At 61.5% G+C, this 12,385-nt stretch carries 11 protein-coding genes; 9 read left to right on the forward strand and 2 right to left on the reverse strand.

Annotation, left to right across the window (positions count from 1 at the left end; genetic code table 11):
- The first annotated feature begins 33 nt into the window (after positions 1–33).
- From AB4X18_RS20080 to AB4X18_RS20120, 9 genes are all read left to right on the forward strand, one after another.
- Complete coding sequence (locus AB4X18_RS20080; RefSeq protein ID WP_370401728.1) at positions 34–1,056, forward strand: glycosyltransferase family 2 protein; 1,023 nt, start codon at positions 34–36, stop codon at positions 1,054–1,056.
- Entirely contained in the window at positions 1,053–1,694 is a 642-nt protein-coding gene (locus AB4X18_RS20085) for a sulfotransferase (RefSeq protein ID WP_370401729.1), read from the forward strand. Before AB4X18_RS20080 ends, AB4X18_RS20085 begins: the two co-directional genes overlap by 4 nt.
- 3 nt (positions 1,695–1,697) lie before the next feature.
- The gene (locus tag AB4X18_RS20090) at positions 1,698–4,055 is read left to right on the forward strand and encodes a glycosyltransferase family 2 protein (RefSeq protein ID WP_432816959.1); all 2,358 of its coding nucleotides are present in this window, start codon (positions 1,698–1,700) and stop codon (positions 4,053–4,055) included.
- 2 nt (positions 4,056–4,057) lie between these two features.
- The gene (locus AB4X18_RS20095; protein WP_370401732.1) at positions 4,058–4,753 is read left to right on the forward strand and encodes an FkbM family methyltransferase; all 696 of its coding nucleotides are present in this window, start codon (positions 4,058–4,060) and stop codon (positions 4,751–4,753) included.
- Positions 4,754–4,755: 2 nt separating this feature from the next.
- Positions 4,756–5,805 (forward strand): glycosyltransferase family 2 protein, encoded by a 1,050-nt coding sequence (locus AB4X18_RS20100; protein ID WP_370401733.1) that lies wholly within the window; start codon positions 4,756–4,758, stop codon positions 5,803–5,805.
- Positions 5,806–5,909: 104 nt separating this feature from the next.
- Complete coding sequence (locus AB4X18_RS20105) at positions 5,910–6,845, forward strand: phosphoadenosine phosphosulfate reductase (protein ID WP_432816960.1); 936 nt, start codon at positions 5,910–5,912, stop codon at positions 6,843–6,845.
- 48 nt (positions 6,846–6,893) lie between these two features.
- Positions 6,894–7,928, forward strand: a complete 1,035-nt coding sequence (gene pyrC, locus AB4X18_RS20110) for a dihydroorotase (protein ID WP_370401734.1) — start codon at positions 6,894–6,896, stop codon at positions 7,926–7,928.
- 80 nt (positions 7,929–8,008) lie between these two features.
- Positions 8,009–8,686: an orotate phosphoribosyltransferase gene (locus AB4X18_RS20115; RefSeq protein ID WP_370401735.1), complete on the forward strand. Its 678-nt coding sequence runs from the start codon at positions 8,009–8,011 to the stop codon at positions 8,684–8,686.
- 144 nt (positions 8,687–8,830) lie between these two features.
- A complete protein-coding gene (locus AB4X18_RS20120; protein ID WP_370401736.1) occupies positions 8,831–10,327 on the forward strand; it encodes a replicative DNA helicase in 1,497 nt (498 codons plus the stop codon).
- 34 nt (positions 10,328–10,361) lie between these two features.
- On the opposite strand, the gene AB4X18_RS20125 is transcribed toward AB4X18_RS20120, so the two are convergent.
- Together AB4X18_RS20125 and AB4X18_RS20130 are read right to left on the reverse strand one after the other, a co-directional pair.
- Entirely contained in the window at positions 10,362–11,090 is a 729-nt protein-coding gene (locus AB4X18_RS20125) for a sterol desaturase family protein (protein WP_370401737.1), read from the reverse strand.
- Positions 11,087–12,361: an alpha/beta hydrolase family protein gene (locus tag AB4X18_RS20130; protein ID WP_370402548.1), complete on the reverse strand. Its 1,275-nt coding sequence runs from the start codon at positions 12,359–12,361 to the stop codon at positions 11,087–11,089. Before AB4X18_RS20130 ends, AB4X18_RS20125 begins: the two co-directional genes overlap by 4 nt.
- Positions 12,362–12,385: the final 24 nt, after the last annotated feature.

Raw genomic sequence — 12,385 nt, forward strand, 5'->3', positions numbered from 1 at the left:
ACCCAGACCACTGCCCCCGCAGGACCGGCTGACATGCGTATCACGGCCGTCACATGCGTCAAGAACGAAGGGCCTTTCCTGCTGGAATGGATTGCCTTCCAGCGGGTGATCGGGGTGACCGATTTCCTGTTCTATTCCAACGATTGCACCGATGCCACTGACCGCCTTCTGGATCAGTTGGCCACCCATGGCATCCTTGCGCATCTGCCTAACCCGGCGACCAATCGCAATTACCAGATGCAGGCCCTGAAAGACGCCAAGAAGCAGAAGGTCGTGAAACAGGCCGATTGGGTCTGGGTGGCGGACGTGGACGAGTTCCTGAACATCCACGTGGGCGATCATACGATCCCCGCGCTGATTGCGGCCTGCGGCGATCCGCAGGCGATCTCCGTCACGTTTCAGTTCTTTGCCAATAACGGGGTTGAGGCCTTTGAGGATCGGCCCGTGATCGAACAATTCCAGCACAGCCATAACCCCGACATCTGGTGCGATCAGACTGCCATCGAAGTGAAAAGCCTTGTGCGGCGGGACTTTCCCTTGAGCTATTACGGGGCCCACCGCCCCTTTCACGACGAGGAAAAACACCCGGCACCCCAATGGACGGACGGATCGGGCCGCCCGGTTCCGCCCCGGTTCCGCAAGCGCGCCAACAAGCGACGTATCCGGGCGTTTCCCGCCCGCCATGCACGCGGGCATGCCACGCTCAATCATTATGCGCTGCGCAGTCTGGACAGCTATCTGGTGAAGAACGACAGGGGCGATGTGAACCGCGAACATCGGGCTTTCGACGACAGCTATTGGCGCGAACGCAACGATGGCGGGTTCCATGACCCGTCGATCCTGCGATATGCGGAGCCACTAAAGGCGGAAATGGATCGCCTGAAATCCATGCCCGGCGTGGCCGACCTACATCAGGAGGCCGTCGCACTGCACCGTGCGAAACGCGACGCGCTGCTGGCGCAGGAGGGTTATCGGCAGATGCGCGACCAGTTGCGCGCCGCCTCCCCCTTTCCGCCCGTGGAAGACGCCCTGCGCAAGGAGCTTGAGATCACGTGAGCCGACCCATCATTTCACTGTCCCTGCCCAAATCCGGCACCACGACGCTGGCCGATGCGCTGCGTCAGGCAGGACTGAAGGTGGCCGACTGGCGCATCCGGCGGCATGAGACCGACAGCGAGCACCTGCACGACCGTCTGGTCGCCGAACTGATGTACGAGGATTATTTCGACAGCGGTGATCCCCTGCACCGTTTCGGCGAATTTGATGCCATCACGGAGATGAACGCCGTCAACAAGAACGTCTGTTTCTGGCCGCAGATGGATGTGGGCCTGCTGACCGCGATCGAAAGGCTTTATCCGAATGTCCGGTTCCTGCTGTCGCGGCGCGATCCGGAAAAGACCGCCAACAGCATGATGCGATGGAACAATCTGGCCAAGGAACGCCTGCCGCGCAACAACGTGCCGGGGCTGCCCCGGCCATACGGGGATCACAAGGATCACCTCGTGCGGTGGATTACCTCGCATTACGCGTTTTGTGACCGCATCTTCGAAGGCCGCGATCATTTTATGGCCGTCGATCCCGAAGATCCTGCCGCGGCAGAGAAGATCTCGGGCTTTCTGGGGGTTGACCTGCCGTGGTGGGGCAAAAGCAATACCACCGAAGAATGGCTCGCCACCCAGCGGCAGGACGGCTGAAGCATGGCCCGTCGCATCACCTTGCTGATTGGCCCGGTGGAACGGGCATGTGCCCGGTTTCGCATGCTTTTTGCCGAACAGGCGGAAGCGTTAGAGCGCCATGGAATCACCACGCCTGATTGGAACCACGTCCGCCTTTATGCCGCCTGCGCCGATCCGGAGGCGGTCAGCGTCCTGCGGTACAAGCGTGGCCTGGATGGCCCGCTTGTGGGTGAAACCCTGATCACGGAATTTGAAAACAAGCTGCGCCGGGAGATGCCGGAACTGGCAGGCGACCACGTGGTGATCTCTGCCGCGCAGTTGGGTGCCTACCTGACCACACCGGCCGAATTGAAACGACTGCACGCGCTTTTGGCGCCGCACTTTGATGACATCCGGATTGCACTTCACGTGCAGGCGCAGGCGCGCATGGCACTGGATCACTACGCCTATGCCGTGATGGAAGGCCGCCGCACAGGGCTGGAGGCGGAACTGGCGCTGGCCAAGGGCAAGGACTGGGGCAAGTCCGCATTGGCCCAACGCGGCGAAAACGCCCCCTATTTCGGCCTTTTTGATGATATTCAGCATCCGCCCCCCTGGCTCGACTTCTCCGCTTTGCAGAAATTGTGGGAAGGGACGTTCGGCAAGGGTAAGGTCGCCTTGCATCCTCTTGATATGGATCGGTTATATGGCATTGAGGGGTCAGGCATTTTGTCGGATGTGCTTGATGTCCCGCTGGACCCGGCCCGCCCGGAACGCGCCCCCGCGCCGGAGCCTGCCGCCGCCCTGACCCGCGTGCGCCAATTCAACGACGTGCTGATCCGCTTCATGCAGAAACGTGAAATCATCTGCCCGCGGGATGTCTGGCAACAATTGCGCATGAATGTCCGGGTGGACGCCCCCCCGATCGATCCAGGAAGCCTGCACGCCATCACCACGCATTTCGCCAACAAGAACAAGAGGTTGATTAAGCGGTTCCCGGCGCTGGCCGACGCCTTGCAAGGTCCCGCCAAGACCGCGGATTATGTCGAGGCAGACCCGACGATGGGTTACCGCGCCACCCAGTATCTGGCTGCCTTCGCCTTTGGCATCAACCGCGCGTCGACGCCGCTGGCCGAACGCCTCGCGGAAGAGGCCGAAACCAGGACGGCCGCGCGGAAATTCACCGCCCTGCTGGACCCTGAGGCCGCTGAACCGGACGAACAGGCGGGGAAGAAGCAATTGCTGACACGCGTCAAGGTCAACCATCAGATGGTGCTTGGCACGCAGTTCCGCCCGCACAACAACCTTGGCGCGGTGGACGAGGAACAACTCGCCGCCGCTTACACACCGATCAAACAACGCCCCCTCAAGAAAGGCGCCACCGGCAATGTCATCGTCGGCTGCATGAAGAACGAAGCGCCGTATATCGTGGAATGGGTCGCCTATCACCGTGCGATGGGGGTCGACAACTTCCTGATCTACACCAACGACTGCAGCGACGGCACGGACGAGGTGCTGGGCCGGTTGCAGGAAATGGGCATCCTCCAGCATCGCAACAACGACAACTGGAAAGGCAATTCGCCCCAGCAACACGCGCTGAACCAGTCCCTCAAAGAGCCATTGATCAAAAACGCCGATTGGATCATCCACATCGACGTCGACGAATTCATGAACGTCCGCACCGGCAACGGCACTTTGGAGGATTTGTTCAAGGCCGTCCCCGACGCCACCAATTTCGCGATGACATGGCGGCTGTTCGGGCACAACGGCGTGACGGAATTGAAGGACGATTTCGTGATCGACCAGTTTGACGCCTGCGCGCCCGCCTATTGCCCGAAACCCCACACCGTCTGGGGTTTCAAGACCATGTTCCGAAACATCGGCGCCTACGCCAAGATCAGCTGCCACCGCCCCAACAAGCTTGACCCCAGCTTCAGGAAGAAGGTCAAATGGGTGAACGGCTCGGGCCAGGACATGACCCGGGACGCAGTCAACAATGGCTGGCGATCTTCAAAGAAAACAATCGGGTACGACCTGCTGCAACTGAACCACTATGCGCTGCGGTCGGCTGAATCCTTCCTGATCAAGCGCCAGCGGGGGCGCGCATTGCACGTGGACCGCTCCATCGGGATCAACTACTGGATCCGCATGGATTGGTCCGACTTCCGCGACATCACGATCAAACGCAACCTGCCCCGCCTGCGCGCCGAATATGACGCCCTGATGGCCGACGACACTTTGCGCGCCGCCCATGACGCGGGCTTTGCCTGGCACAAGGCCAAGGCCGCCGAACTGCGCAGCCAGCCGGAATTCCAGGATCTTTACGATCAGGCCCTGCAGGTCAAACTGAACGAGACGGAGCGCGTGGCCTATGCGCTGTCGCTCGACATGGAAAGCTGACCATGGCGACCGAAACCGCAATCCCCCCGAATTATTTCGTCGTCTCCCGCGGCATGAACTTTCCACAGCACGCGGATTTCATCCAGGGGCGCACCCGCGCCCGCCTGCGCCGCGGCGTGTTCGAAGCGAACGAGGCAGAAGCCGCCCTGCGCACCGTCCGCCCCGGCGATGTGGTGCTGGAACTGGGCGCGGGTCTGGGCTTCATGTCGACGCTGATGGCCATGAAACGCAAGGTTGCCGCCGTTCATTCCTATGAACCCAACCCGCACCTGATCCCCTATATCCATACGGTACATGCCGCCAACGGGCTGACCGACATGTCCGTGACCAACGGCATCCTTGGCCCCCGCAAGGCAGAGGTCGATTTCCACCTGCGGCCCGATCTGCTGCTATCCTCACTCCATCTGGAAGAGGACGAGGCCGACCTGCCCAAAACCCGCATCCCCGTGCACAACGCGAACAGCGTCTTCAAAGAGGTCAGACCGACCGTGCTTTATTGCAACATGAAGGGCGAAGAAGCCACGCTGATCCCGCAGCTTCCGCTTCAGGGCCTGCGCGCCGCGATCATCGCCTTCACACCGAACCGCAGCAGCCGCGACGCGATGAACACCGTCTTCCGCGCGTTGATGGATGCGGGCCTTGCCTACTACCATCGCGGCTCTGCGGGTAAGGTCATCTGCATGCGAAGCGATTGGTAGGAATGCGCCACCTCGCCATCCTCTGCCTGCGCAACGAAGCGGCCTTCGTGCTGGAATGGCTGGCCCACCATCGCGCTGTGGGATTTGACGATTTCCTCGTATTTTCAAACGATTGCCAGGATGGTACCGATACGATGCTGGACCGCCTGGCCGAAATGGGCTGGCTGACCCACGTGCGCAACGACGGACCCTACGCCAAGGGCGGCATCCAGTTCACCGCGCTGAATTCCGCCGCCAAGCATCCCGTGCTCAAGCAAGCCGATTGGATCCTGCCGCTCGACATCGATGAATTCGTGAACATCCACGCAGGCGATCACACGCTCACCGCCCTGCATGACGCCCTGCCAGAGGCGACGGCGATCACGCTGACATGGCGGCTCTTCGGGTCATCCGGGCAGGGCCGCTATCAGGACAGTCCGGTCACGGATACCTTCACCCGCTGCGCACCCCGCGTCATGCACTGGCCCTGGCGCGCTGCGATGTTCAAGACGCTTTATGCAAACGACGGGACCTACCGCAAACCCGGCGTCCACCGCCCCCGTGATCCGGTGGAGGAACACCTGCCCGCGTCGCAATGGTTTGATGGCCATGGTCGCGCCCTGCCCCCGCAATTCCGCACGGCACGCATTTTCTCGACATATGGGCGCGACAACTATGGCTTGGCACAGTTGAACCACTATCCGCTTGGAGCTGCCGAATCCTATGTGCTCAAGGCGGCCCGCGGGCGCGCGGTGCACGACGGTGATACGCTCGGCCTCGATTACTGGGTGGAGCGGAATTTCAACACCGAAACCGATACCTCCATTGCTGCCCTCGCACCGCGGCGCGACGCTGAACTCGCCACGCTGAAAGCCGACAAGACGCTCGCGCAACTCCATGAAAACGCAGTGGAATGGCGCAAGAACCGGTTTCTGGAACTGCTGCAGGATGAACCGTTCCGCGCGCTGTTCGGCAGGTTGATGATGGCCCCACCGTCACAGCCGCTGCCCCTTCAGGCCGCCCGCTTTCTGACCCATCACGCCAATCTGGGCCGCCAGGTCGCCCGCAAATAACCTGCACATGCACCATCCCCTCCCTATTCCTGCCGTAATGTATTACTATTCATACCGCGTCAGCAGGCGCGCAGAAGCAGGCGACATCGACCGAGGACCGAGTGATGAAAGATCAGACCCCGACGCTTGACACGTCTTTCGCCGATATGCCTCGGACGAAATGGCTCAGCGCGGTTGCCAGCGTTGCGGAAGAAGACGGGTTCTTTCAAACCCTCGGCCCCAACCATTTCGCTGCCTTCGCCGAAGACACCAGCACCCTTTTGGTGACCTTCGAGACGATGCAGGGCATCCACGCCCTGTCCGACCTCGCGCAGCCGCTGGGATGGGAGATGCTCAAGGCCCATCATTGGTCCCACTTATGTGTCGGCAGCGATGGGGACACGTGGTTCCGCGATGAAGCGGTCTATGCCTTCTTTGACCGGCTGGTGGACGATGGCTTCTTTGATGAATTCGACACCGTGATCTTCTATGGCGCGGGCCCCTGCGCCTATGCGGCTGCGGCCTTTTCGGTCACCGCCCCGGGCGCGCACGTGGTGGCGATCCAGCCACAGGCAACCCTCGACCCGCGCATGACCGAATGGGATCCACGCTTCATGCCGATGCGCGCGGCGGATTTCACCTCCCGCTACGGCTATGCACCTGACATGCTGGATGCGGCGGCTTCGGCTCATGTGCTCTATGATCCGCGCGAACAGCTTGATGCGATGCATGCCGCACTCTTTACCCGGTCCAATGTCACCAAGCACCGCATGCGGTTCATGGGCGATGCCCTGCAGACCGACCTGCTGGAAATGAACGAATGGGCCAACCTGTTGCTGGCTGTTGCCGACGAAGGGCTGACCCCCCTTACCTTCGCCCGGCTCTACCGCACACGGCGCGATCACTACACCTACCTGCGCGGACTGTTAAGCGTTCTGGAAGCCGAAGGCCGGGACCGTCTGGCTGCCAGTTTGTGCCGGAACGTGACCACCCGGATGAATGCTCCGAAATTCACCAAACGACTGGCCGAAATTGAGGCCCGCCTGGCCGAACACGCCTGATTCCGCCGCCTCTGGTATCGTCCCCCGGCCCGTGCTAGCCCACGTGCCATGACCGATACACTGACCCTGCGCCGCCCCGATGACTGGCACCTGCACCTGCGCGATGGCGACATGCTGCGCGCCGTGCTGCCCCATACCGCGGCCCACTTCGCCCGCGCGATCATCATGCCCAACCTGGTACCACCCGTGGTCACACTTTCAGATGCGCAAGCCTATCACGCCCGCATCATCGCCGCCCTGCCCGAAGGGGCCGCTTTCACCCCGCTGATGACGCTCTACCTGACCGAAGACACCGACCCCGATGATGTGGAGGCCGCCCATGCCTCCGGCCTCGTGCACGCCGTCAAACTCTACCCGGCGGGCGCCACCACGAACTCCGCGAGCGGTGTCACCAATTTCGAAAAAGTTGCCCCCGTGTTCGACCGTATGGCCGCCATCGGCCTGCCGCTCTGCACCCATGGCGAGGTCACCGACGCAGATGTCGACATTTTTGACCGTGAAGCGGTCTTCATCGACCGGGTGCTGGACCCTATCCGCCGCCAACACCCCGACCTTCGGGTGGTCATGGAACACATCACCACATCGAACGCTGTCGATTACATCCACGCCAACGATACCAATATTGCGGCCACGATCACCACGCATCACCTCGTGATCAACCGCAACCACATCCTCGCGGGCGGCGTCAAACCACACTATTACTGCCTGCCCGTCGCCAAACGCGAAAGCCACCGCCTCGCCCTGCGCGCCGCGGCCACCTCCGGCGACACGCGCTTTTTCCTCGGCACCGACAGCGCCCCGCACACGGACGCGGGCAAACTGCAAGCCTGCGGTTGTGCGGGCTGTTTCACCGCGCCCAACACGCTGTCCATTCTCGCGGAGGTGTTCGAACAGGAAGGCGCGCTTGAACAGCTCGAAGCCTTCACCTCGCGCAATGGTCCCGCATTCTACGGCCTGCCCGTGAACGAAGACACAATCACCCTGACCCGCCAAGCCCCCTCATACCCGCGCAACATCGACACACTGGATGGCCCCGTGACCATCTTCGACCCGGACATGCCGCTGCACTGGCGCGTCACCTGATCTTCCAAATGGTTCAAAAAACCCTGCCAGAGGCCTGAAATCTCTTCTGGTGCAGCCCCACCACAAAGGACGCCCCCGCAATGATTCCCACCAGCTACCCCGACGCCCCCGAAATGGCCCGCCTCACCGCGCGCATGCTGCTGGAAATCGAAGCCGTGCATTTCAACGCGGAAGACCCTTTCACCCTCGCCTCCGGCCTGCCCAGCCCGACCTACATCGACTGTCGCAAGCTGATCTCCTATCCCCGCATCCGCGCCACCCTGATGGATTTCCTGACGGTGACCGTCATGCGGCGCGCAGGCTTTGAAGCCTTTGACAACGTCGCAGGCGGAGAGACCGCAGGCATCCCCTTCGGCGCGCTGGTGGCCGAACGCATGGCCTTGCCCATGACCTACGTGCGCAAAAAGCCCAAGGGATACGGCCGCAACGCCCGCATCGAAGGGGTGATGACCGAAGGACAGCGTGTGCTTCTGGTCGAGGATCTGACCACCGACGGCGGTTCCAAGCTCAGCTTCGTGGACGCGATCCGCGAAACCGGGGCAACCTGCGGGCATACGGCGGTGATCTTTTACTACGATATCTTTCCCGAGACTGAAAAAACGCTGGGTGATCATGGCGTTACGCTGCACCATCTGTGCACCTGGTGGGACGTTCTGGCAGAAGCGAAGGCGCAAGGTGCGTTCAATGACGCGACCCTCGCGGAAGTTGAAAAGTTCCTGCGTGCGCCCAAGGAATGGCAGGACGCAAGAAAGCGCTGACAAACCTCAAAATCTTGACTAAACACCTCCGATAGGCGCAAGATGTGGTGCGCGCAAGAAAAACTGCCTTATCCACAGGTTATACATTTTGCGCCACGGCCCCCCGCAGGTTAAGACCCCTACAGGGCAAGAACGGGTGAGAAAATGAACGAGATTTCATCGCTGAACGCGAGCAATATCGCTGTGCAGGCAGCAGAAACCATGCCGCATTCCATTGAGGCTGAACAACAGCTTCTGGGTGCGATCCTGACCAACAACGACATCTATGACCGTGTGGCGTCCATCATCGGGCCAAAACACTTCTATGATCCCGTGCACGCGCGCATTTTCGAAATCGCGGCTTCCCGCATTGCCAAGAACAACCTGGCCTCCCCGGTCACGTTGAAGGCCTTCATGGAAGAGGACGAAGGTCTCAAGGAACTGGGCGGGCCCGCCTACCTTGCCCGCCTTGCCGGGGCGGCGATCAGTGCCTTTGCGGTGCGCGATTATGCGCAGATGATCTATGACCTGGCTGTGCGCCGGGACCTGATCCAACTGGGCCGCGACATTTCAGCCAAGGCCGCCACGGTTGACGTCGAATCAGAACCGCGCGAACAGATCGTCGAAGCCGAGCAGCAGCTTTACAAGCTGGCGGAACAGGGACAGGTCGAAAGCGGATTTCAAAGCTTTCTCAAAGCCGTAACGGACGCCGTTAATGTCGCAAATGCTGCCTACCAGCGCGATGGTGGCCTCTCCGGTGTTTCCACCGGCCTCATTGACATGGACAAGAAGCTGGGCGGGTTGCACCGCTCTGACCTGCTGATCCTCGCCGGGCGTCCGTCCATGGGGAAAACATCGCTCGCCACCAACATCGCCTTCAACGTCGCCAAGGCCTACAAGCGCGGCACCACCGCCGACGGCAGCGAAGGCGCGGTAGATGGCGGTGTCGTCGGTTTCTACAGCCTCGAGATGAGCGCCGAACAGCTTGCCGCACGCATTCTGTCCGAGGCCGCCGAAATACCGTCGCAGCAGATCCGTTCCGGCGACATGACCGAAGCCGAATTCCGCCGCTTCGTGGATGCCGCCAAGGCGCTGGAGGCCTGCCCGCTTTATATCGACGACACGCCCGCCTTGCCGATCAGCCAGTTGGCCGCCCGTGCCCGCCGTCTCAAACGGACACATGGGCTGGACGTTTTGATCGTGGACTACCTGCAACTGGTGCGCGGCACTGGCAAGAACGAAAACCGGGTGAACGAAATCTCCGAAATCACCATGGGGCTCAAGGCCATCGCCAAGGAACTCGATATCCCCGTCATCGCGCTGTCCCAACTGTCGCGGCAGGTGGAAAATCGCGAGGACAAGCGCCCGCAGCTTTCCGATCTGCGCGAATCCGGCTCCATCGAACAGGATGCCGACGTGGTGATGTTCGTCTTCCGCGAGGAATACTACAAGGAACGCGAAAAACCCGGCGATCACGATCTCGAAGCGATGGCCCTCTGGCAGGAAGAGATGGAGCGCCTGCACGGCCGCGCCGAGGTTGTCATCGGCAAGCAGCGCCACGGCCCCATCGGCACGGTCGATCTGAGTTTCGAGGGACGCTTCACCCGGTTCGGCAACCTTGTCAAACCCTGGCAGCAAGGCGGGGACGAGCAGGAATTCTGACGGCTGCCGAGGCGGCGAACATCAAGAACGCCCACTAACCCATTGCAGCCCTGTCAATTTCCGCATTGCTCAACCCATAGTGACCCGCAAAGCGTTCCCGCGCGGAAACCAGCCGTGGATCGTCCGGGCGCATGCCAAGCGTGCGGATGAATTCAAGCCGCTGCTGCGTCTTCAGCGTGTCGCGATCAATGGCCGTGCCCATCACCCGATCAATCACCGCCCCGCCCGGGCTGACGTGGAACCATTTGCTGAAATCGCGGAAATGATGCTGGTTGTGTAGCGTGCTCACGTACCGCTCCACCTTCGTCTTGCGTACGTTCAGATGGGCAGTCATGTGAAACCATTCGTACCCCAGAAACGTCAGCACCCCGCCCACGGGCACAACCGCCACGGCGATCCACATCGCCTGCGTCACACCCAACAGGGCCAGCACGCCCCAAAGTGCGGTGAAATTGACGACCAGCATCGGCAAGGCCACCCAGATCGGCACGAAAAACAGCTTCTCATTCGTCGGAAAATCGTGGTGTCCGTAATGCGCCCGATACAGCAGGTTGAACGCCCACTGTGCTTGTGGGGGCGGCAGATGAAAGATGAAGCGGTGCAGATTGTATTCGTTCAGCATCTGCGCCAGCACGCCCAGCGGCACCAAGGCCCAGACCCAGCCAGGTGCGCCAAGCGACAGCGCGAGGATCCCGCATATGCACGCAGCGGCCATCACATTGACCGCCGCGTGAGACGTAAGGATGCGCAGCCGCTTTATCATTCAGGCGTCTTGACCTCGTAGCGCAGCCCCTTGGCGGTGCCTTGCGCGAAGCCCTTCCAATAGCTGTGGTCTTCCTTCTCGGTCCCGTCGTCTTCCTTGGACCAGACGCCATCGTTGGAATTCTCCACCAGTTCAAGATAGCTTGCCGCGTCGGCGTCGGTCTTCAGGTGGCGGTCCATCCAGGCCGTGACGAAGTGCTGCGCGACGTTGTTCATGCGCGCCGTGTCCCAGACCGGATCGGTGTAATGCTCCGAGATATCAAAGCCCTTTTCGTCGTTGTAATAGTAGCTTTCCACGGGCGCAGGCATCGGCGCGCCGGAGTTGTGGCCGCCGTTGTCATAGGTCAGCAGTGCCGCTTCGACGTTGCTGACCCCGTCCCACAGCGCGCGCACACCGTTTTCGTAAAGCGACACATCATCCTGTGATCCCGCGATGAACAGCATCGGGATCTGCACGCCCGCCAGCCCATCGTTGTCCCAGAAACCCGTATTCATCCCCCAGGGCCCAAAGGCCACCGCGGTCTTGATGCGGTCATCGGGCAGCGCGTTGTGCGTGTCGCTGCCTGCAAGGTGGATGCCCAGCGTGCCGTGCGGGCCGCCCCAGGGATAGGCGACGGAGGCTTCGGTCACCCCGCCCCCTGCCGTGATCACCGCACCGTAACCGCCCATCGAATAGCCGATCAGCCCGGTGTTATCCGCATCGTAAAGCCCGGCGAAATCACCGCCCTCCGACGCCATCTGCGCCATTTCTTCCAGCACGAACAACTGGTCCAGCGACCGGTTCACCAATGTGGACCCAAACGCCGCCTGCGTGCGGTAGGTGCTGTCGGTATGGTCGATAGAAGCGACGACATACCCCTTGGACGCAAGGTTCTCCGCCAGATGCGACAGCAGGAACCGGTTGCCCGGATAGCCGTGGCTGATGATCACCAGTGGAAAGGCAGCGTCGGGCGTGGCGGGGGCGGCATCGCGCATGGCGCGGCCTGCGATATCGACCTCCGTGGTGCCATCGCGCAGGAAGGCCTTGAACGTGGTGTCGCCCGTCGCACCATCGGCTGCCGGATACCAAAGCTCCACCGTCAGCGGGCGATCATAGCGGGGCATCGTCTCTGGCTTGTCGGCGGCAGGATCGATGGCGAGGATGTTGATCTGATCGGGGTTCGTCATCTCGATCTGCCGCACGCCGACTGGCATTTCGCCGTAAGCCGCCAGCGCGGGGGCCGATGGCAATTGCGTGTCGATGCGGTTTTCAGCCACAAGCGCGCTGCCCATCACGCCAATGGTCAAGGCAAGCGG

Origin of the sequence: Sulfitobacter rhodophyticola (genome assembly GCF_041281685.2) — a bacterium.
Taxonomy (GTDB): Bacteria; Pseudomonadota; Alphaproteobacteria; order Rhodobacterales; family Rhodobacteraceae; genus Sulfitobacter.

What these genes read in the sequence shown, in the direction of transcription:
- AB4X18_RS20080 (WP_370401728.1), top strand. Translation starts at nt 34, where the DNA reads ATGCGTATCACGGCCGTCACATGCGTCAAGAACGAAGGGCCTTTCCTG.
- AB4X18_RS20090 (WP_432816959.1), top strand. Translation starts at nt 1,698, where the DNA reads ATGGCCCGTCGCATCACCTTGCTGATTGGCCCGGTGGAACGGGCATGT.
- AB4X18_RS20095 (WP_370401732.1), top strand. Translation starts at nt 4,058, where the DNA reads ATGGCGACCGAAACCGCAATCCCCCCGAATTATTTCGTCGTCTCCCGC.
- AB4X18_RS20100 (WP_370401733.1), top strand. Translation starts at nt 4,756, where the DNA reads ATGCGCCACCTCGCCATCCTCTGCCTGCGCAACGAAGCGGCCTTCGTG.
- AB4X18_RS20105 (WP_432816960.1), top strand. Translation starts at nt 5,910, where the DNA reads ATGAAAGATCAGACCCCGACGCTTGACACGTCTTTCGCCGATATGCCT.
- pyrC (WP_370401734.1), top strand. Translation starts at nt 6,894, where the DNA reads ATGACCGATACACTGACCCTGCGCCGCCCCGATGACTGGCACCTGCAC.
- AB4X18_RS20115 (WP_370401735.1), top strand. Translation starts at nt 8,009, where the DNA reads ATGATTCCCACCAGCTACCCCGACGCCCCCGAAATGGCCCGCCTCACC.
- AB4X18_RS20120 (WP_370401736.1), top strand. Translation starts at nt 8,831, where the DNA reads ATGAACGAGATTTCATCGCTGAACGCGAGCAATATCGCTGTGCAGGCA.
- AB4X18_RS20125 (WP_370401737.1), bottom strand. Translation starts at nt 11,090, where the DNA reads ATGATAAAGCGGCTGCGCATCCTTACGTCTCACGCGGCGGTCAATGTG.
- AB4X18_RS20130 (WP_370402548.1), bottom strand. Translation starts at nt 12,361, where the DNA reads ATGGGCAGCGCGCTTGTGGCTGAAAACCGCATCGACACGCAATTGCCA.